The 22,615-nt window shown below is 66.3% G+C and carries 7 protein-coding genes; 3 read left to right on the forward strand and 4 right to left on the reverse strand.

Features of this window, described 5'->3' with window-relative positions:
- Positions 1 to 71 precede the first annotated feature (71 nt).
- Together BRSPCE3_RS15195 and BRSPCE3_RS15200 are read right to left on the reverse strand one after the other, a co-directional pair.
- The gene (locus tag BRSPCE3_RS15195; RefSeq protein WP_244066664.1) at positions 72 to 13,424 is read right to left on the reverse strand and encodes a filamentous haemagglutinin family protein; all 13,353 of its coding nucleotides are present in this window, start codon (positions 13,422 to 13,424) and stop codon (positions 72 to 74) included.
- Between the two features lie 292 nt (positions 13,425 to 13,716).
- Positions 13,717 to 14,151: a hypothetical protein gene (locus tag BRSPCE3_RS15200; protein ID WP_244066665.1), complete on the reverse strand. Its 435-nt coding sequence runs from the start codon at positions 14,149 to 14,151 to the stop codon at positions 13,717 to 13,719.
- 410 nt (positions 14,152 to 14,561) lie between these two features.
- On the opposite strand from BRSPCE3_RS15200, the gene BRSPCE3_RS15205 reads away from it, so the two are divergent.
- The 3 genes from BRSPCE3_RS15205 to BRSPCE3_RS15215 are packed head-to-tail and all read left to right on the forward strand — an operon-like array spanning position 14,562 to position 19,880.
- Complete coding sequence (locus BRSPCE3_RS15205; RefSeq protein ID WP_244066666.1) at positions 14,562 to 16,709, forward strand: hypothetical protein; 2,148 nt, start codon at positions 14,562 to 14,564, stop codon at positions 16,707 to 16,709.
- 58 nt (positions 16,710 to 16,767) lie between these two features.
- Positions 16,768 to 19,131: a type II secretion system secretin GspD gene (gene gspD, locus BRSPCE3_RS15210; RefSeq protein WP_244066667.1), complete on the forward strand. Its 2,364-nt coding sequence runs from the start codon at positions 16,768 to 16,770 to the stop codon at positions 19,129 to 19,131.
- Between the two features lie 14 nt (positions 19,132 to 19,145).
- The gene (locus BRSPCE3_RS15215; RefSeq protein WP_244066668.1) at positions 19,146 to 19,880 is read left to right on the forward strand and encodes a hypothetical protein; all 735 of its coding nucleotides are present in this window, start codon (positions 19,146 to 19,148) and stop codon (positions 19,878 to 19,880) included.
- 19 nt (positions 19,881 to 19,899) lie between these two features.
- Here the strand turns inward: BRSPCE3_RS15215 and gspG are convergent, their stop codons facing one another.
- A complete protein-coding gene (gene gspG, locus BRSPCE3_RS15220; RefSeq protein WP_244066669.1) occupies positions 19,900 to 20,391 on the reverse strand; it encodes a type II secretion system major pseudopilin GspG in 492 nt (163 codons plus the stop codon).
- Between the two features lie 172 nt (positions 20,392 to 20,563).
- The gene (locus BRSPCE3_RS15225) at positions 20,564 to 22,456 is read right to left on the reverse strand and encodes a substrate-binding domain-containing protein (RefSeq protein WP_244066670.1); all 1,893 of its coding nucleotides are present in this window, start codon (positions 22,454 to 22,456) and stop codon (positions 20,564 to 20,566) included.
- Between the last annotated feature and the right edge of the window lie 159 nt (positions 22,457 to 22,615).

Genomic DNA, 22,615 nt, shown 5'->3' on the forward strand with positions numbered 1-22,615 from the left:
GCACACGCGGGCCATGGATTGCTTCGTCGCTTCGCTCCTTGCAAATGACGAGCCGGACCACAGCAAGAAGACTACTGCTCGCCTCCGCGGCGGCGGCGCTCGTCGTCGCTGCTGTTCGGCGTCTGGCTGTCGCTACCCCCACCGCTGTTACCCGGCGTCGCATCATCGCCGCCGCTGCCGCCATAGCCCAGCACCTCGACGATCACGATCGAAGGCTGGTCATTGGGCTTGCTCGGCGCGGGCTGGCCGGCCTGCTGGGTCGCAGCCGTCGCGTTGGTGGTGACCGCGGCAAGCGTCGTGCTCGGCGTCGGCGTGAAGGCGAGGCCCGTGACCGTGCCGGTGGCCTGGACGTTGAACGCGTTGAGCACGACCAGCGCCACCAGCGTGATGTCGTTGCCGCGGATGCCGGCGGCGCCGAGGTCGATGGTGCCGCGCGGCGCCACCAGCGTGACGTTGCTCTTGGTCGGATCCTGGCCGGGCAGCGTGACCAGCGCGGCGATGCCGGCACCGGTGACCAAACCTTGCGGATTGATGTAGCAGTAGCCGTCGACGGTGCAGATCTCGCTGAGCGCCGGGCTCGAGACATAGGTCTTCGGCCCTGCGCCGGCACTGATGTCGCCATTGGCGGTGAACAGGCCGATGTCACCACCCTGCTGGGTCATGATGCGGCTCTGGTTCACCAGGATCGAGTCGTTGGCAAAGGCGCGGATGGCGCCGCCGCCGAGCGTCAGGATGCCTTCCTGGTTCGGCGTCAGCGTATCCAGCGAGGCGTGGCCGACGGTGATGCCACCGCCCGGCCCGATGATGTTGATGTCGCCGCCCATCTGGGTCTCCAGCACGGAGGCTGCGACATTGAGCTTGCCGGTGGCGATCTTCGGCGCCGCCTTGCCGCCAATGCTCAGGCTGTTGTCGGTGTAGCCATCGCCGGCCGGGAACAGCGTGGAGATCGCCGTATAGGCGCGGGCGTACTGGCCGAAATAGGTGCTCGCCGGGTTCTTGAAATCCTTGCCGACCTGGATCAGGAAATCGAGGAAGGCACGGTTGACGAGCAGTTGCTGCCGCGCCTGCGACAGACCCTGGAAGGCGGCCCAGGCCTGATCGCGCGGCTGGCCGAGGACAGCGGCGATGTCAGTGAGGAAATCGATGCCACCCGCGCCGGCGTTGGCCGGATCGACATATTGCGCGATCGCCGCCGCATAGTTGATGCCGGGCTTCACACCGAACAGCAGATCGACCTCGGCGCCCTGCGACGGCAGATAGGGCTTGAGCGGATTGGTGAGACTGAACGCGCTGCCGACTGCGCTGCCATTGCCGAGCGTCGCGATGCCGCGGGTCGACGTATCGGATGCCGAGAACGGCCCCAGATCGTGCCCGGCCTGCAGCACGAAGGTGCCGGGACCGTAAAGAAGATAGGAGCCGCCGACCAGATCATTGCCGGCGGCGATGCTGGTGATGTCACCCGGGTCGTTGTTCTGGCCGACGAAAACAAAGCTGCTGGCACCGGACAGCGGCGTGCCGTTGCTGGTCGTCGAAACGCCGCCGCCCGGGGCAAGTCCCGCGTAGATGTTGTTGCCCGCCTCGATCCGCGCCGGCTTGATCAGCGTCACGCTGGCCGCAAAATTGGTATCGGGGTCGACGGCATAGATGTCCTTGCCGGCTGCGACGACGACGGGCACCGGATCGTTCGCATGCAGCGCCTGGGTCAAGGTCGCCCAAGGCAGCCCGAGCGGGTTGATGGAGTTGCTGACGAGCTTGGTTAAATCAATGTTGTTTGAGCCGATGTATCGCGTGATGTCGGGATCAAGATCGGGCATCGCAAGACCCAGTCCGAGGTCAATGGTTCCGGCCGCGACGAGGCTGACGTTGCCACTGCTGCTCGGCAGCACATTGCTGATGTCGGTTTTGCTGAGGGTCAGATCACCGCTGAGAGCCGCCAAATCGAGCGTGGCGGGAAGCAGCAGCCCGACGATCGAGGCGTTCGCATTGCCGCCCAGCGACACCGTGCCGCTGTTGGCATTGTGCACAAAAAGCCCTGGGATCAACACCGGCGAAACAGTCGGGCCGCTCACGTCGCCGGTTAGACTGGTCAGTGAAATACCGCTGCCGGGACCATAGCTGGTGAAATAGCTACTCCAGGCGCCGTTGCCCCCGTCAGGCGCGGCACCTGGCAGATAACGATAGCTGTCGGTCAACACCGCGGCGTTGAGCGGCAACGCGGCAGGATCGTAGACGTTGCCGAGCGTCACCGAACCTCGCGCAGCCAAGGTAATGAAGCCGTCCTGCACCGCGAGCAGCAACGGGAGCGCGTAAGTGCCGACGACAGAGTCCGCGGAGAGTACAATTCCAAGGGTCGGCAGGCCCTGATTCAGCGGATTGCTGGTGGTAGCCTGGACGACGCCGCCCACCTTGATCTGGCCGGCGCCGCGGCCAACCAGGAAATCGCTGCTCAGAAGGTCGCCGCCGACGGTGACGTTGAGATTGCCGCCGCCGTAATAAGTCACCTTCGGCGGATCGGCCGCGGTGAAGCCACCGCCGACGACGAGTGTCTCTGGCAACGACGCGCCGATATCGATGATGTTGGCGCCCGCCGCCAACGTGACGTTGCCGCCGCCGAGTGCCCCGAAGCCCTGGAAGAAGGTGGCGTAGTTGATCCAGCTGGCGGTCTGGCAGGCAATCGAGCCTGCGGCCGCACAAGCCGCGAACGGGATCGATGTGCCGTTGGAGAGGCCATAGTGGATGTACCAATCGCTCCACATCTGGCCAGTCGAGCCGCCGACGACACCGAATTGGCTGCCATCGGAATCGGTCGGCATCTCGATGCCAATGATCGATCCGCCCGCCGTCACGGTGACTGCACCACCTCCGGTCGCCCAGGTCGGCGTACTGACGAGACCGTTCGGCCTGAGACTATAGGCGAGAGCCAGCGTCGGTGCGTTGAAATCCGCCGGGGTCGCCGTGCCAACCCCGGCAGTGTAAACCGCACCGGGCGACAACTGGTCGCGCAGTTCGACATTGCCGGCCGCTGCGATTGTGATGGAGCCGGTACCGGTGCGCACCAATGTTGGGATGTAGACTGTGCCGCCAACGATCGCCAGCGAGCTCGAATAGGAGGTGTGGCCATCGATGGCGACGTTGCCCGTGACGGTGGGCGACTGCGACGACAACGAGATCACCGCATGAGGATCGACCGGCGATGCATTGCCGGTGAAGGCAGCGCCGGCAACGATGTCATAGGAGAAGCTGCCCTTGCCGCTCACGGCTGCCGACATCAGTTGCGACGCCGACGTGGTGTTGAAGACGACGCTAGGGATTCCGCCAGGCGGATTATAGATCGCAGGGTTGTTGGCGATCCGGTCGGCGGGAGCGATCGGATCTCCCGCAGGCATGTAGCTCCCCTGCAATGCAGTGTAGGCCGGCGGCGGTGCCGGCGGCGTAACCGCGATCGCGGCGAGAACTCCGCCGGCGAAATCTAACCCGCCGGCATTGTCCAAGCCCGCCGACAGGCTTGCCGAAGGAATCAGATTGTTCAGTCTGCCCTTACCGCTGTCGACCAGGTTGGTATTGATGACGCTGAGGAAATAAGCCGTCCACTTCGTCGCATAGTCCCCTGACGCAGCGACCACGTTGCCGCTCACTGAATTGTACACCAACCTGCCGGGATTGCTTAGATTGTAATACACCGTTGATGTGGTGGGCGCGGCCGGGATCGCGTTGAGGGACGGATCCAGGTTAAAAGTGTTTCTTGCCTGAGCGTATGCCACGAAATCGGCATAGGACAGCACGATCCCGCCTTGCGCCGAAACGCCGGTGGACGGATTGATCCCGTTGACATTGACCCCGATCAACTCGGTCTCGTAGGCGCGGAACATCCGCAGATACTGCGAATAATACAGATTGTACTGATCGATCACCGCCGGATCGCTGGAGGAGATGACGACCGGCTGCGCCAGTTTGAACTGCAGCGCCAGCGCGTTGTAGGCGGCGTCCGACAGGCCGAAGAAAGCCGCGTTGGGCGAGGCCGTGGGCGCTGAAGGGCCTGACCACGAACCATTGGTCTTCACCAGATAATCGACGATGCCGCTCGAGCTGTAGACCGGATTGGTGCCGTCCGGGAGCATGCTGAAATAGGCTTGATAGAGGCTCGAATTGATCTCGCTCGCATAAAGCGAGGCGGCGTCCCCGCCGAGTGACCTGTAGTTGACGAAGAAACCGTCGCTCACCGACGCGTTGATGTTGACGTTGTTCCTGGCCTGCAGCACCAGCGATCCGGGCTCGCCGCCACCGGCGGTGCGATACACCAGCGAGACGTGGCCGGACGCATCGACGCTGCCGGCGCCGAGATTCCAGTTGCTGGCGACCGTGATGTTGCCGCTGTTGATGTCGAGGCTCGGATTGATCAGGTCGATCTCAGGCCGCACATGCATGCCGCCGAATCCCGCGCCGCCGCCCGCAGGCGTCACGGCGACGTTCTGGACGAATTTGGCCAGCGTGTCCTGATAGAAGCCGACGTGATCGTCATTGGCCAGCGAGACGATGAAGACGTTCCCGGTCGCCAGCGGCGCCTGCGGCGTCGGCGCCACGATCGGATTGCCGTTTGGATCGGTCGTGCTGCCGTCCTGGTAGGTGCCCGGCAGCGGATTGCCGGCCGCGTCGAACCATCCGGCGGGATCGATGATGCCGTCGAAATGCAGCTTGCCGGTCGAGCTGTCGGTGGTGCTCCACACCGCGTAGGGATTGAGCACGACGCCCCTGCCGATCGGATTGCCACCGCCGTCGACCACGCCGATGACGGTACCGCGGAAATCGACGTTGACGGTGTTGTTGGCGAGGATCGGCGCACGGATGATGACCGAGCCGCCGGAATTGTTGATGTTGGCCCCGCCCGGACCGCCGCTGACATTGAACGTCGCGCCCGGCGCGACGCTGATCGTGCCCGACGTCGTGATGTTCTGGTAGCCGTAGGTGGCATTGACGGAGCCGTCCGGCGTGCCCGTGGTGCCGAGCGTGATGGTGCCGCCGGTCTGCACCAGGCTGGCCGCGGCGTAGGCCGGATCGGACGGATCGCCCGCGACGTAGGACGCATTGAGCACCGCGCTGCCGCCGATGCTGACGCCGCCGGTCGTGACCGTGCCGGTGGTGATGCCGGCGCCGTACAGCGAGATCTGGCCGCCGCTCGGCCCGCTCGCATCGATGGTGCCGTCGACGATCACGCTGCCATTATTCGCAACCAGCAGAACCTTGTCGGAGCTGAGGGTCTGCCCCGCCTCGATGCGGATGTCGCCATTGCCGAGGCGCACCGAGAAGCCGCCGCCGAATGCCGTGAGCGGCAGACCGGCCGCTCCGCCGAGATTGGCTGCCTGCAGCGTGAAACTGCCGCCGAGATCCTTGAATGCCGCGCTGCCGTCGAGGGCGCCGTCGAGCGTCGCGGTGTTCGCGGCCAGGATCGACAGCGAACCGGCGAAGCCGCGGCCCGAGCCGGCCACACTGACGATGGCGCCCTGCCCGATGATCACGTTGCCGGTCGTCGACGCGAGTTGCACGTCGCCGCCCGGTGCGTCCTGAACCACATCGAGAATCGTGATCCGCGAGCCCGACGCATCGATGACCGCGCCGCTGCCAAGCACCACATCGCCGGCGGTCGCGGTCAGGCTGACCTTGCCGGACAGCGCCTGGATCGTCGCAGTATCGGAGATCGACGCGCCCGCGATGGCGAGGACACCGCCGATATTGCCGGCGACGCTCGCCGGCTTGGTGCCCGCGCCGGTGACGAGACTGACATTGCCCAGTGTGCTCAGCGATTGCGTCGCGCCGCTGTTGACCACGATGACCGGCGCCGACAGCACCATGTTCGCAGCACCGCCGCCGCCGCCCGAGAACGTCACCACGGGCAGGCTCGAATAGCCGGTGCCGCCATTGGTCAGCTTCACGCCGGTGACGGCACCGCCCGACACCGTCGCTGTGGCGGTCGTGGTCGTGCCCGTCGTATTGGTTCCGCTGATCTTGATGGTCGGGGTGCCGAGGTAACCGTCACCCGGATTGGTCAGGTTGATTCCGGTCACGTTGACGACGGCCTGCGCCGCCGTGCCTGCGCCGCCGGCATTGGCGAACGAGAACGTGGGCATGCTGGTATAGCCCGTCCCCGGATTGGTGACGGTCACGCCGACCACGCCGAGCGACGCGGTGAAGTCCGCGCCGCCATCGCCCGTGGCGCTGTCGATCGAGATGAAGTCGACAAAGCCGGGGAAGCCAGACCCCGCCGAGGTGAGCTTGACGCCGGTAACCGCGCCGCTCGAATTGACGACGGCCGTGCCGGTCGCGGTGATCGGGTTGCCATTGTTGTCGGTTCCGAACACCGTGACGAGATCGCCGTTGTTGTAGCCCGAACCGCCGCTGACCACGGCAATGCTGACCACGCCGAGCGATGCGACGGCCTCGGCGCCGGATCCGCCGCCACCCGAGACGATCACGTCGGGGATGCCGAAGTAGCCGCTGCCGGGGTTCGCGATCGTGATGCCGCCGATATTGAACGTCAGCGCTGCACTCGCAACCGATGCTGAATCGAGCGTGCCGTTGCCGGTGAACGCAACAGCCTTGCCGGCGTTGAAATAGATCTGGCTGAAGCCGCCGAGGTGCTTGGTGCCGACGTCCTCGGTGATGACCTCCGAGGCATTGAGGGTCAGCGTGCCGCCGGCGCCGGTGATGCCGGTTCCGGTGGCGCCGCGGGTGTTGGCGAGATCGATGTTGGTGGCGTTGACCGTGGTGTTGCCGCCCTGCCCGTACAGACCGGCGCTGTCGAACGTCAGCGTGCCGATCGGATGCGCGGCATCGCCGATCTGCAATCCGCTGGCGTCGTAGAGATTGATCACGGTGGCGCTGCGCAGCCGCACCGAGACCGCGTCGTTGAAGTTTGCGAGCACCGCGGAGTTCAGCACGATGCCGCTGCTGCCGCCGCCGATATTGATCACCGATCCGGCGATGTCGTAGTTCCTGGCGTTCAGGCTGGCATCGGAGGCGAGCGTGCCGCTGCCGCTGGTATCGAGCGTCAGCGCATTGCCGCCGTCGATGACCGCGCCGGCGCCGACTGAGAACGCCCCGAGCGGCACCGGGCTGCTCGGCGCCGGACCGCTGCCGGCATATTGTCCCGGCACATAGAGGCGGTTGACCTTCACCGTGTCGCCATTCGAGACACGCAGCAGCGCGCCGTCGCCGCTGGCGAACACATAGCTGTTGTCGGCCTGCTTGACCGGCAGCGCGCCGATCGTGATGTCACGGTCGGTGCCGCTGGGCACCGTGCCGACCGCCCTGACGACGCTGCCGTCGCCGATGACGAGGCCCCTGCCGACGGCGAGCCCGCCATCGCCGGCCAGCGAAACCAGAAGCAGTTCAGGACCGGTCAGGGGATGCGCCGCGTCGGTCAGGACCTCGAGATTGAGCGCGGTCGCGGTGATGTTCTGCACGCCGTTGACGATCTGTGCGGTGCCGCCGATCAACACCGACGACGCCCCGAGCCCGCTGATCTGATCGGCATTGAGCACGAGATAATTCACCGCGCCGGTGCAGCCGGGCGCGCTGCCGCCGAGGCAATCGTCCGCCGGCACGGTCTTGTCGGCAGCGAGCACCAGAATGTTGCTGCCGCCGATCTGAACCTGGCCGCCGCCACCGACCAGCCCCGGTGCGAGAACACTGGTGCCGGGCGCGAAGCGGTTGGTGCCGGCAAGGTCGAGCGAGTTGATGGCGCCGAGCACCAGCACGCCGCCGTCGATCGGCAGCGGTGGCGGCGCCTTGCCCGCGGCGAGCGCCTGGTTGCGGAAATAGGTCGTGCCCGAGGTGATGTCGATCCGGGAGTATTGCGACCACACCGCCTGCGACTGCAGCTGGAAGACTGCCGATTGCGACGCGCGCGCGCCGGTCAGGCTGTTGCCGAGCGTGCCGGTGACGTATTGCGAGCCGTCGGCGCTGGAAGTGCTCGCGACCGTGTTCGGATTGACGTTGTTGGCGACCTGGACGACGCGGTAGGCGCCGGGCAGCGTGGCATACATTCCCGGCAGCAGCGTGTAGGTGCCGGCGGGAATGCCGCTGCCGGCGCCGATGGTCACCGACTGGCCCGGCGCGATCGCGTTGGCGAATGGCTGCCTGGATCCGGCCGCTGCCGTGGCGTTGGTGCCGGCCGGAATCACCAGGCCGGAATAATACGGAGCGAAGGCCAGATTGGAATCATAGGCCGCAACCGTCGCCGAATAGGTCGGGACCAGGGCATAGACCTGGCGGCCGTCGGCGTAGGTCGATGTGATGTTGCCGTTGGCGAGGTTCTGCTGGTAGGTCGCGAGCACGTTGCGGCTGCCGCCGGTGCCAGCGACAAACTCCGTGGCATAGACATCCCCACCGCCGTTGAGGTCGAGCACGGCGCCGGACTGGGTGGCCACGTCAGTGCCGAACAGGCTGATCGATTTGCTGGGCGGCGCGGCGAGCACCGGCGGCACGATGGCTGTGCCGTTGATATTGCCGTCATACCAGGTGGTGCCGTCGATGGTGTAGCCGTCGGGGATGACGAGGCCCGCAGCAGAGACCGAGGTCAGGCTGCCCGCGGTCAACTTCACGCTCTCCGTTGGCGCTAATGCCTGCTGAGTAAAGTCGAGGCCAGTCGCATTCTTGATCGCGCTGCCGATCTGGGCCGGGAGGTCGCTGGCCGTTCGCAAGCCCAGGATGATGTTGCCGAGCGGCGCCCAGAGCGTGCCGCCCTGCACGATCGTCTGCGCGCTCACTACGATGCTTCCGCCCGCCGAGAGCGGTGCCGTCGGCACACCGTTCTGGCCGATGGTGATCGTGCTGGCGGACGGCGACGTGCCGGTCGACATCAACAGGAAAGCGGTGTTGCTGACCGGATAGATCTCCGCTGCACGCAGCGCGAGATTGCCCGGAACGACCAGCGCCCCGCCAAAGGTCGTCTCTCCAGAACCCGGACCGCCGTCGATAAAGCCATAGTAGTTCGGCAGCAGCCGGATGGCGCCGGCACTGGTCAAGTTCGCATTGCCGACATTGTCGAGCCCAATGGCGCGCTCGAGGTCGATCCATTGCGCAGTCACGTTCAATGTGCCGGCGCCGGTTGCCGGCACGATCGACCCGAGCGCCCCGGTGCCGCCAACCACGCGAACATAGCCGGCGTTGAGATTGACGGTCGAAGCGTCCGAAATCGCGAAGTGTCCGTTGCGCGCATAGAGGGTCAAGGCGCCGGGGATCGTGACATTGAGCGAACCGTCGAACGCAAGGCTTCGCGAATTCAGCGTCACGGAATCGAAACCGCTGTTGCTCAGCGTATCGGCGCCGATGAATGCGCCGGGCGCAGCTGTCGCGCCCGACGCCGGCAGGTTCGTTGCGACCACACCGGGCTGCTCCACGACGATCGTGTCAGGCGTCGGCGGAGCGCCAACCGCAGTGTTGTTGATGACGCCGATGGTCAGGCTGCCGCCGGTCGCGAGCGGCGCGCCGCCGGCCGCATCGACGGTGCCGGCAAAATAGACCGTCGTGCCGGAGAGCTGCAGGCTGCCGCCATTGCTCCACGCCGCCTGCCCGACGAAGTGCGGCCCGGAACTGCTCGCCGGCAATTGGATCAGGTTGCTGTCTGCGGTCACGGCTGCGCCCTGCAGATTGAACTGCGCAGCCGGCTCCGCCACCACGGTGGTGGCCAACAGCGAGATGCTGCCGCCGTCGCGCACCGTGCCGGTGGAATAGCTGATCACCTGCGGATTGGGCACGAACACGCCGCTGACGTCGAGCACGGCGGTCGCGCCGACGCGCAGGTCGACCGTATTGACGTTGATGCTGCCCGCCGGCGCCGTGATGCTGCCGAGAATGGTCGCGCTCGCGTTCGAGTTCAGCGAGACGCTCGCCAGCGGATCGGTGACGATGGCTGCGCCGCGATCGATCAGGATATCCGTCCCGCCCAATGTCAGGCTGACCGGCTTGCGCAAGCCGTCGGGCAGCACGCCGAGCGTCGCGAAATCGCGCACCCGTGCGCCGGTCGGAATCCGCACCTCGCGGCCGGTGGGCATGGCGGTCGGCTGTTGAGTCAATTGCAGCTGCGTGCCGGCGGTCACGGTGACGCCGCCACAAATGCCAGTCAGGGCATACTGGGCGAAGCCACCGCTCGTGAAAAACGAAGGCGGCAACACAAGCTGGCCCGCCCGGTTGTCTGATACGCCTGCCCCCGCAATCGACGATCCAGCGTAGTTGGCGATCGCGTTGGCCACTGCGCCGGAAAAGTACGATGTGACGTCCGCCGTCGCGCCATCGACCGCAATGGTGGACGTCTGCAGCGTCAGCGTCCCGCCGCCGTCGAAGCCGCCCGCGTAGATCGTGCCACCCAGCAACACATTGGCCTGATCGGGATGATTGACAGTGCCGTCGGGATTGGTTCCGTGAGGGGGAACGTTGAAGTCCGATTGGCCTTGGTCGCTGCCTGGATGGCCGGAGAAGGTGCCGGTGTAGGTGGATAGGGTCAGGCTACCACCCTTGCCGACCGGCAGGCCATCGGTCCCGATCTTGATCTTGCCGGTGGTATCGACATAACCGCCGCCGGACACGTCGATCACGCTTCCGGGGGAAAGTACGATGCTCTGGGTGACGTCGACGAATGCGCCGTCATGGTCATCCGGCCCATAGCTGGCGGAGATCGTCGTGATGCTCACGCTGCCGCCGTTGACGTAGGCACGCCCTTCGAGCTGATCCGACGACAGGCCGGTGTCGTTGACCCAGCGACCGCGGACGTCAAGGACCGCATGCGGCCCAAGGACCACGGCCGGCACAGGCGGCTGGTGTGACGGCTTCTTGATGGGATAGGTGAAGCCGGTGAGGCTGATCTGGCCGGCGGGCGCGCTGAGCGTACCGTCGATGATGGCGACATTGTCCAGGGTGATGCTGCCGCCCGGTCGTACTGACAAGGTGGCGTTGGTCGCCATGTCGAGCCGGCGCGCCCCTTTGATCGAGACCGCGCCGAGCGCCGCATTGGACAGCACATCGGTGAAGACCGGAAATATGCCGTTGGCGAGCGTCGGCGACCAGTTGGACGCGTTGGCCAAGTTCAAGCCGTTCAGGCCGTACGGGTCCGATCCCGCATCGGCCTGCGGAGTGAGCACGACATGTTGCGTGCTGTCGCTCTGTGCCGGAACGGCGAACGTGATGTTCAGCGACGCGCCATTCGGCATCTGGTCGGCGGGTGCGAGATTCGACGATCCGGCCAGCGCGCGCTGGCGGCTGCCTGCCACCACATTGCCGATGATGTCGTTGACGATCGGATTGATCGCCGCGACGGTGACCGAGCCGGCGTTGGCGCCGCTGATGTAGCTCGCCTCGTAGTGCGTATTGCTGCCGCCGCCCCATGGACTGAGATAGATCTCGGTCAATTTGGTATCGACGACGCCATTGACCTTGTGCAGCACCGTGAAACCGCCGCCGACGCCGACATAGGCGATGGTCGGATCGGCGCGGCCGATGTCGTAGATGCGCCCGTCGGCGCCCAGCAGGCGGGTGGTGCTGATCGTGCCGCCGGTGTACTGCACATAACCGGCCGACACGTTGATGGTCGCGCCCGGCTGCTGCACGACATTCTTTCCCGATGTCGCGAAATTGCCGCCGACGGTGAGGATCTGGTCGATGCTCTGCGGGATCAGCCCGACATAGCCGGCTGCGTTGAGCAGCGGCGAGCCGACCCATTGCACGCCATCGGCGCGGGTGCCGCTCAGCCGTGCATCGATGGTCACGGTCTTGCCGATCAGCGCCTGGGCAAGCGGGCTGTCGGCGACTTCGGCGGCTGTGACGAGGATGCTGATCTGGTTGATCGACATCGGCAGCGTCACGCCGGCGATGCCGGAGAGATCGATGGTGCTGCCGTTCTCGAGCAGGACCGTGCCGCTGGTGGGGACGGCGCCAGGATCTGCCACGACCCCGGCGCGAATGCTCAGCGCCGCGCCGGGCGCCTTGATCAGCGCGCCGGCATCGCCCGCGCCGCTGCCTCGCACGTCGACGCTGCCCGCCGCCGTGATGTTGATCTGCGGCTGCAGCACCGTCTGGAAATACGGCGCGTTGCTGGCACCGTTCGCCGACGTGGTGGAATTGAGCGTCGCGGTCGGCAACGTTCCGCTGGTCTCGTCGGGCAGGATCGCCGTGAGGCTCGCCGATCCCAGCACGATGTTGCCGTCGGCGCCCGACAAGCAGCCACCTTGCGCGCAGGTCGTACTCAAGCTGATCGAGCCGGTCCGCGTCGTGCTGGTGGTGGCGACGATGCCGCCGAGCTGGTTGATCGATCCGCCCGCCAGCGTGACCGCGCCGGAGCTGGACGAAAGCAGGCCCGAAGCTTCGTTGCTGACCACGCCGCCGCCGGCCAGGACCCGCATCGCCGTCTGGCTGCCGACGGCAGTGGACAGCGGCGTGACCAAGGTGACGTTGCTGTCCGCGGCCAGGATGATCTGACCGTTCCTGGCGGTGATCGCGCCGGCATTGCTGACACCGCCATCGGCGAGCAGCGCGACATAGCCTCCGTCGCCGTTTGCGCTCAGCTTCCCCGTCGTATCGATGATAGCACCGGGCTGAACCGTGACCTTGCCACCGGTCCCCTGATTGAAGATCGCAGCTCCCGACGCATTTGCCGTGGTGATGTTCGCGGCTGTCGGAAGGTCGCCCAGCAGCGAGAACAGACCGCTCTGCAGGAACCCCTGGTAGTTGCTGCCGCTCAGCTTGGTCGGTAGATCCAGCGTCGAGGCGATCAGGGTGTGAACGTTGATCTGGCTGGTGCCGCCGAAGATGATACCGCTCTGGTTGATCAGATAGACCGCGCCGTCGGCCTTGATCGATCCCAGAATCTGGCTCGGTACGCCGGTCGATGCGATCCTGTTGAGCGCCGCCCAGTTCGCGTTGCCCTGCTGGTTGAAATTGACGGTCGTGTCCCTGCCGACATTGAACGATTGCCAGTTCAGCACCGCCTGAGCCTGGGTCTGGTTGATATTGACCGTGGTCTGGCCGCCGCTGCCGGTCTGCGTCGGCGTGTTGGCGCCGACCCAGTTGGTGACGGGATTGGCAACACCGGACGCGGCAAGGCCGCTGCTCGGCACCAAGCCGCCGGCGTTGAGACCGTTCGGCACCGCGCTCGGCGCGCTCGCTGCAAGCCCGCGGGCGGCGCTCTGGGCCGCCTGCAATGCCTGGATCGCCTGTGCAGCGCGCGTCATCGACGCTTGCGAGTTCTGCGCGGCCTGCTGCGCCTGTTGTGCGGCAGTTTGCGCAGCGCTGACGGCGGCCTGCGTGGCCGCGCTGTTCACCCCGCCCCAGGTGCCGAAAGGGCGCGCTGCCGCAGGCGAACCCATTGCGATCGCGATCGAACTTACACCTGCGAGCAACAGGCCACGGCGCGAGGTCGAGCGAGGGAGCGAATCCATGCGGGCCTTCCAATGCAGCAAGCGATGCGAAACGATCGTGACGCAACGAGGCACCGGCCAGCCTGCAACCAGTTGGCCCGATGCCGACAACTCAATGAAAAGCGCGCAACCCAACCGGCGCGACCGCCCCCAAGCGGACGCGCCCGACCGTCCGGAACGCCTCTCCTGTTGTTAAGACAGTTTGGGGCGGGCTAACGCGAAGCGATTTCGCAAAAAAGTTTTAACCCTGCGCTGGAACTCAACCTCGGCGCGCAGCCGCAAATTCGCGCGGCAGGCCAAAAGCGGCAGCGAGTCAATTGCTTGGCGATGTGGCCTTGGTCTGCCGGATCGGCCGCTCGACAGGCTTCGAGGGCTTCGCAGCGGTGGTGAACAACGCGAAATCCACCGTGCGCTCGCCCTGCTTGAGAACCAGCCGGCGCGGCTCGATCCGCTCGACCTTCCAACCGCCGACGTCGTCACCCGTGCGCACGCGCACCACCTTGTCACCTTTGCCTGCGGCGCGGATGGCAGCCTGGCCGTCGCCGTTCTCGCTGACGATGCCGAGCACCACCACGCTCGGCGGCGGTGCGGGTGGCGGCGGCGGTTCCTGCCGCGCCACCGGCACGACCGGTTTGGCCGGCTGTCGCCGTGCCGGCGAGAACAGAGGCTTGTCCCTGGTCGTGCTCAGCTGCTCCAGCGGCTGAAGCTCGACCGGATTGTTGACGACGACCGCGTTGCCCGTCGACACCTCCGCAGCGCGAGCAAGCTGCGCAGAAAGACAAATCACAACGACCATCAACATCTGCAATGCGATCGGCATATGTCTGCTGTCCATTTGTCAGCGTGCAGCATCGTCGACGGATCGTCATCGCCGCGTGCGACAATCAAACTGCGCCAGGCGCGCGCGTGTTGCAAGCCTCCTCGGCACGCGACGGACAAAAGGCCACGCATCGCAACCTGTATGCGTCAACTCTGTGAAGGTGAATCACAGCCGGGCATTGTCGCCATGCGCATCGCGCCGGAGCTGCTGTTACGACCGCGTCATCCAAGCCGCACACACTGCAGGCGTGCAGCAGACGCCTTCATGCCGACGCTGCGGCTTCCTATCGACATCAAGACCGTCGAGACGAAACACATCGGTATCAAAGACGTGGCGTCATGTGTTCGAGTCGCATCCGTGCCGGCCTCACGCCGTTGCTGCTCGGCGCCCTGTTGCTGGCGCTGGATTTCATTGTGACGTGCAGCACCGGGGCCGGGCAGGCGCTCGCCGCGTGTGAGCTGCGCGCGCGCGGCGGTGCGATCAAGCACGTCGTGCAGATCGAGCTCGACAACGTTCACCTGCGCCGCGACAACCCGAACGTGCCCTCCGATCTCGAGCAGATGCCGCATCTGCGCGACTTCCTCACCCGCGACGGCATCATCGCGAGCAATCATCAGGTCTCGCCGCTGGCTGAAACGGAGCCCGACACTCTCACCATCCTGACCGGCTTGCATGGCGACCGCATGGGCGTCCCGATCGGCGACAGCAGCGCCGCGTTCCGCAGCGACGGAAGCGTCGGCTTTGCCAGCGCCTTCGCCTACTGGACCGCGAGCAGCAGCGACGGCAAGCCGTTGATGCTGGCCGACACCGGCCGGACGGTGCCCGCGCCCTGGGTGCCGTTCACCTCGGCCGGCTGCGACGTCGGCGCGTTCGCAACGACCGGTCTGACGCTGCAGCAGATCGGCCCCGAGATCGTGGCCACGCTCGGCGGGGCTGATGCGCTTGCCGCCGTCAACGATCCGCGCAGGGCACGCGCCGATCTGCTCGGGGTCGCCATCCATTGCGCCCGCGGCAGCCCATTGTGCAGCAATGGCCATGCGCGGCCCGATCTGTTGCCCGACGAGCCCGGCGGCTATGCCGGCTTCAGCGCTTTGTTCGGCAACCGCCATGTGCAGCCGGTGATCTCGCCGGACGGCCCGGTCAGGGATCTGGACGGCGATGTCATCGACGACGACGCCGGCCATCCAGGCTTTCCCGGCGCAGCGGAGACGACCGCCGCGCAATCGCTCGGCTATGCCGCGGCGATGCTGGAGGCCGGCGTGCCCGTGGTCTATGTCGGGATCGGTGACGCACACCGGCCGGCCGCGCCGCGCCGGCGCGCGTTCGGCCCCGGCGAACGCGACCATGTCGTAAGGCTCGCCGCGGACGATGCCGCCTTCAAGGCCTTCCTCGATCGGCTCGCCGCGAGCGGGATCACGACGCGCAATACGCTGTTCATCGTCGTGCCCACAGGCAACGACCGCTTTGTCGGCGGGCCGCCCAGCCCGCCAGCGTGCGATGGCGTCGCAGTGCCTTGCAGCTACGGTCCGACCGGCGCGATCGGCATCGCCGTCGATCGCCTGCTCGCCACCGAGCGGCGCAACGTCACCGCCTTCGATGTCCAGGCCGGCAACGCACCGCCGCTCTATATCCGCGGCAATCCGCTCCCTGCCGATCCGCTGACGCGCACCCTCGCACAGGACGTCGGCAAGCTCGGCGTCCTCAATCCGCTGACCGGCAAGAGCGATCGCCTGACATCGATGGTCGCCGACCGCGCGCAGATGCAGTTGATGCACATGGTCACCGCGAGCCCCGCACGCACCCCGCATCTCATCATGTTCGCGGATCCCGATTACGTCATCCGGACCGCCGCCAGCCGCATCGACTGCGCGCAGCCGCCGGCCTGCGTTGCGGTCGATCCCGAGACGACGTGGGTGCGCGGCGACATCGCACAGATTCTCGGCGGTAGCTGGTTCGGCATGGCCGGACCGGGCGTCGCGCACCGCGGCGAGACGGCGGACATTATTTCGCACCACGCGGACCTGCGGCCCACGTTGCTGGCGCTGCTGGGGCTGGGCGACCGCTACGTCCATGACGGCACCGTGCTGGTGGACGCACTCGAGGCGGGCGCATTGCCGGCGGGGATCGCGAACGATCGCGAGACCTATGCGGCGCTGGCGCGCGCCGGCAAGACCATCAATGACCCGCTCGGGCAGCTCGCGCGCAACAGTCTTGCCCTTGCGACCCAGGCCATCAAGGGCGGCGATGCCGGCTATCAGCGCTATCTCGGCACGATCGGCGCGATCACCGCCAGGCGCGACGCACTGATAGGCGAGATCAACGCGCAGCTCGACGGCGCAGCTTTCGCGCATCGGCCGATCAATCCGTCTTACGCCCGCGCACTGATTGGCCGCGCCGAGGCACTGGTCAACGAGGTCGAGGAGCTCGCCGGCAACGGCCTGGCTCCCGCCGATCGTCCCTGGAAGGCGGCAAGCGATGCGCATTGACAACCGGACTGCCGCTGACACCGCCGGGCTCCAGCACCGCGGCCAACGGAGAACCATCGTGCACAATGTCCGACGGCTCCGTCTCCCGCGCGCGGCGTCGATTGCCGCTGTCGCCGGCACCTGGCTTGCGTTCGCCGGCCTGCTCGGCGGCTGCATGATGGACAAGGCCATCGACTTGCCCGGCCGCGATCAGGTCACGGATCCGATCCGCGATGCCGATCTGCGCGCGCGCTGGACCGGCCCGGTCGGCGGGACGTCCGGCGCAACCGCAGCGGTGCGGACGCAGCAGCCCATGGTGTTTCCCGGCGCCGATCAGGATCTCGCGCCCTCGCCCACGCAGCAAGATGCCCGGGATGTAACGGCGGGAACCGCGACCCGGATGGCGAGCGCGGTTGACGGCGACGTCATCGCCGAAGGCGGCGGCATCGAACTGAATTTCGACAATGCCGATATTCCGACCGTGGTGAAGTCCGTGATCGGCGACAGCCTCGGCATGAACTACGTCGTCGACCCGCGCGTGCAGGGCGTCATCACGCTGGCCTCCGCGCAGCGGATTCCGCGCAAGGACGTGCTGCCGATTTTCGAGAGCGTGCTGCGGATGTCGAACGCGGCGCTGCTGCGCGAAGACAATCTGGTCCGCATCGTGCCGCTGCCGGAAGCCGCCGGCGCCGGTGTCTCGGTGATCGGCGCGGGACAGCCCGGCTATGGCGTCTCGATCGTACCGTTGCGCTTCGTATCGGCCGCAGCGATCGGCAAGACCGCGGAAAGCTTCCTGTCGCGGCCCGGCGCGGTGCGGGTCGATCAGGCGCGCAACGTGTTGTTGATCCAGGGCACCGCCTCCGAGCGCCAGGCTGCGCTCGGCGTCATCGGCACGCTCGATGTGGAATGGCTGCGCAACCAGTCGGTCGGGCTCTATCCGCTGAAGTCGACCGCGCCCGATACCATGATCCGCGAGCTCGAAAAAGTGTTCGACACCGCCGACGGCGGACAAGGACAGGGCGTGATCAAGTTTCAGCCGGTGTCGCGCATGAACGCGGTGCTGGCGGTGAGCAAGAACAGCAAGGTGCTGGAACGCGCCACGCAATGGGTGCGCCGGCTCGACCGCTCCGACCCGACCGGCACCACGGTGCGGGTCTACAGCCTGCGCTTCGGCAACGCGCGCAGCATCGCCCGCACCCTCAACGAGATGTTCGTGGGCCGCAGCTCGCAATCGGCCGGTGACAGCCAGACCAGCGCGACCGCGCCCGGGCAGAACGGAACGACATCGCGTATCGACTCGCTCGGTGCCGGCACGCTCGGCAGCAGCAACAATAATAACAACACCCAGGGCGCGACGGGCGGCAGCACCGATGTTTCGGGCAATGCCAACAAGACCCAGGTTGGATTTGGCGACCGCAAGGACGACGACCAGGATAATGCCGGGCCCGCCGGCGGGACGGCGCTCGGCTCGCTGCCGCGCGGCGTGTTCCAGAATGTCCGCATCAGCGCCGACAAATCGACCAACGCGATCATGGTGTATTCCAACCAGGAGGATTACCTCGTGATCGAGCGCGCGCTGGAGCAGCTCGACCGGCCGCGGCTCCAGGTCGCCGTCGACGCCATGGTTGCCGAGGTCACGCTGACGAACCAGCTGCAGTATGGCGTGCAGGCCTATCTGACCAGCGCCAACGCCGGCGCCGGCCCCGACAAGGGATCGGTCGGCCTGTTCACCGCCGCGCAATCGGCGGCACAGACCGCCTTGCTCTCGCGCGTGCTGCCCGGGTTCAACGCAGTGCTCGGCGCCGAAGCCAATCCCAAGCTGGTGCTCAATGCGCTGTCCACCCTGACCACCGTCAAGGTGCTCTCTGCTCCCTCGCTGGTGGTCGCCGACAACGAGCCGGCGATCCTCGAGGTCGGCGACCAGGTCCCGATCTCGACCGGCAGCACCGTCACCGGGCTCAACGTGGTGAGCAGCATCAGCCGGCAGAACACCGGCATCATCCTGAAAGTGCTGCCGCATGTGCACCCGAACGGATCGATCGAGCTCGAGATCGAGCAGGAAGTCTCCAACGTCGTCAATCCCGCCGGCGCGAGTGCCCAGAACCTGACGCCCACCATCTCGCAGCGGCGCATCCACTCGACGATTGCCACCAGCAGCGGCCAGACCGCACTGCTCGGCGGCCTCATCAAGGAGGACGATGAGCGAACGGTGTCCGGCCTGCCCGGCCTCAACGAGATCAAATATCTCGGCGATCTGCTCGGCCAGAAGAGCGACAGCAAGACCCGCTCGGAGATCATCGTCTTCGTCACCACCAAGATCGTGCGCAATCCGCACGACGCCCAGGTCGTCGCAGAAGAGTTCCGCGAGCGCCTCGACAGCATGCGGCGCGCGCCGACGACGTTCGATGCGCAGGCGGCACCGCCGGCTGTCGCGCGCAAATGAAGCAAAGGCCGCCGATGGCGATCGTTTCGTCCATGCTGAGGGTGCTGGGTGCGGCGGTCTTCAGCACCGCCGCGACCGCCGCCGAATTGAGCAGCGTGACACTGAAGGGCGACGTCACCATCATCGCGCTCAGCGGCGACGTGGCAGCCGGTGACACCGAGGCGGCGGAAGCCCTGATCAAGACCGCCAACGACGGCAACCGCCTGATCTCGGCGCTGCGGCTCGATTCACCGGGCGGCAGCGTCGCCGAGGCGGTCAAGCTGGCCGGCCTGATCCGCAGGGCAAAGCTGCCGACCATCGTCGCGACCGGATCGCGCTGCGCATCGGCCTGCTTCATCGTGTTCGCGGCGGGAAACGAGAAGTTCGCTAGCTATGAGGCCGCGATCGGCGTCCACGGCGTGTCCGACAAATTCGGCCACGAGACCGCGCAGACCGAAGAGGCGACGATCGCCATGGCGCGGGTCGCAAGCGGGTTCGGCGTGCCGCCACGGATCATCGGGCAGATGGTGACGACGCATGCCCATGAGATCGCGTGGCTGACGCCCGACGATCTGCGCGCCATGGGCGCCATCATGACCGATCGACCGGGACGCCGCAGCCCGCCTCCCGCATCGCCTGACGATCGATGGCTTGCCGGGCTCGAGCCTCATCTGGAAGACGGAACGACGGACTCGCAACCGGTCGATCAACGTTTGCCCGCGGCCGCCGGCAGACCCGGCCAGCACGTGTTGCCGAGGCAAAGAAGATAGCAGCGTGCTCGCGGCAGCATCACTGGTTGCTGGCCGCGCTCGTCAGCTTGTCCAGGGAGATGTCTCCGGCGGTCCCGGTGCCCCCCTCCTGACCATCGGAGCCGTAGGAGAGGATGTCGTAGGCGTCATGTTCGCCGGGCGCCCGATAGAGATAGGGATGGCTCCATGGATCATTCGGAACCAGCCCGCCCTTGAGGTAAGGACCGTTCCAGTTGGCGGCGCCCGACGTCCGCTGCACCAGCGCCGTGAGCCCTTCCGCCGTCGACGGATAGCGGCCGGTATCGAGCTGATACAGATCGAGCGCGCTCGCGAAGCTCCGCATCTGGATCTTGGCCGCCTTGACCTTCGATTCACTCAGATAGCTCAGCACGCGCGGGCCGACCAGTCCCATGATCAGGCCGATGATGGCGATGACGACCAGCATCTCGACAAGCGTAAATCCCCGCTCGCCTTGCCGCGTCACGTCGCGCGCGATACGCGCTGAACCAAGGATGGCGTCTTGCTTCGACATTGTTGTTCGTCCGATGTGCCAGGGGCCGCGCGCCATCACGTGTCGCGTCGACGCTCCCGCAATGGTTCCGGGCGCCTCGATCGAGGCGCCCGGCCGTATCATGTGCTTGGCGCGATCTCGGTACGGCGCAGTTGGGATTGCGCCGCCCGCCATTGCGTCAGTCTACCTGAGCTTACTTGGCGCCGCCGCTGGCGCCGTTGGCGACGTTCAGGCAGCCGTTGGCCTGGGTGGCGGCTGCAGCAGCGATGTTGGTCGTGTTGCTGCCCCAGTACTGCTTCTGGATGTTACGCACATAGGTCACCGGCAACAGATGGAAGCCGGCGTTCTCGGCGACCTGCGCGACGTCCGGATCGCCGGCGTCGGCGCCCGCGAAGTACCAGGTCAGGAAGTTGACGAGGTTGGTCACGCGGTTGGTATCGGCCTGGACGTTGTAGCAGCTGTACAGGTCGAGGAAGGTGGTGCCGCTCAGCGGATAGGCGTTCAGCCTGTTCGTCAACGGCAGCACCGGCAGACCGGTCACCGTCACGCCGGATTGGGTGACCGTGCCGAACACGTTGGCGTAGATGTTGTAGTCGTTCCAGGTCCAGGTCGTGACCGGGGTCTTGAGACGGGTGTCACCCCACGCGGCGGCGGCAGCGTCCGGCGTCGGTGCGATGAACTCGAGGGTCGTCGGGGTCGCGTTGTTCGGAACGTAGGTACCGGCACCGCGCAGCTGCTCGTTCTGCAAGGCCGCCGAACGCGGCGCCGCGATCGTCCCAACCTGGGTGGTGTAGGGCTGGGTGAAATCGGCGCTGACGTAGCCGATGCGGCCAGCATTGCCGCTGTTGGTGCTGATCGCGGATGCTACGCCGCTGCTGCCGGTCGCGCTGATCCAGGTGTTGGTCGTCACCGTGGTGGACGCCGACCACGGACCGGAGCCGCGGACGGCGTCGATGCGGGCGATCAGGTTGGCAAAGGAAGTGCTCGGCAGGGTCGTGGTGTTGAAGATCGACTTGTAGCCGAACGCGCCGGTGGAATCGAGCAGCGGGCAGACCGCCTTGAGATAGTTGGTCAGGATGAAGCTGGTGCCGCTGCCATCGCCGCGATACACGATCCGGATCGGGAGCGACGAGCTCGAGTAGGCCTGCAGCGTGCCGCCGCTGTTGGCGTTGGTATAGTTGAAGGCCGCGAGCACCTGCGTGCCGGCGTTGTTGAGGTACGGGATCTTGTTGGCGGTGACGTCGTTCCAGTCGGTCACGAGGCCAGTGAAGATCGCGCACATCTGCGCCGTCGAGAGCTGGATGGCGGCGCCCTGATTGGCCTGGGTGCCCGGCGTGGCGCCGGTGCCGGCGACCGCCGAGTTCACCGTCATCGTGCTGGTGTTGACGCCGATCGCGACGTTGACCTCGAACGCCGGAACCTGGATCGGGTTGCCATACACCGTGGTGTTGTAGGCAACCGACGCCGTGAACGTGCTGTTCACCGTGACGGTCGCCAGCGCGCCACCGGTGGTGGTCCAGCTCTGGGTCGGGTTGAAGCTGACCGACGACGTCGTGAGCGCGGCCAGGGTGGTGCCGAGCGGCGAGTCCGACAGGCCGATGTCGACGCGCGGATAGGGATAGCTGCCGAACTTGGTCGCCGGGGTCCCCGGATTAGCCAGATCGATCATCGCGGGCTGGTTCGCCGGCAGCGGCGGAGCGCCCGAGCTGCCCGGCGTCGCCGTGCCGTTGTACCACTGCTGCGGATTGTTGGTGATGAAGCCGCGGACGCCGTTGCCGCTGCCGACACCGGCATACATGCCTTGAACCGGCACGCTCACCAGCGTGCAGGTGGTCGGCAACTTGCCCGGTCCGGTGCTCGAAGAGAACGCAAAGCCGTCGGGATAGCTGGTGCCGGAGCCGACGATGCCACCCATGTAGCAGTCGAAGATCTGGCGGAAGGCTTCCGAGGCGAGCGTGCTGCCGCCCGCGTAGATGCCGGCAGTGGCCGTCGAGGCCTGCGCGTTCGCGGGAGTGATGGTCGAGGACGCAAGCAGGGCAAACACCGAAGCGGTGCCGAGCATGTATTTGGACGATTGCATTTTCATTGCGCTGTTCCTGTGGGGTTGATCACCACCGGCACATCGTCATCGCGTCGTCATGAGAGCGCAAAGTAATCTTCAAATAATATGAAGCTTATTTTGCCACCGAATCCCAGATTCTCGGAATGAATCTAAGCTTAGGTAAGTACCTCTGCCGCCGACGTC

Source organism: Bradyrhizobium sp. Ce-3 (assembly GCF_022835695.1).
Taxonomy (GTDB): domain Bacteria; phylum Pseudomonadota; class Alphaproteobacteria; order Rhizobiales; family Xanthobacteraceae; genus Bradyrhizobium.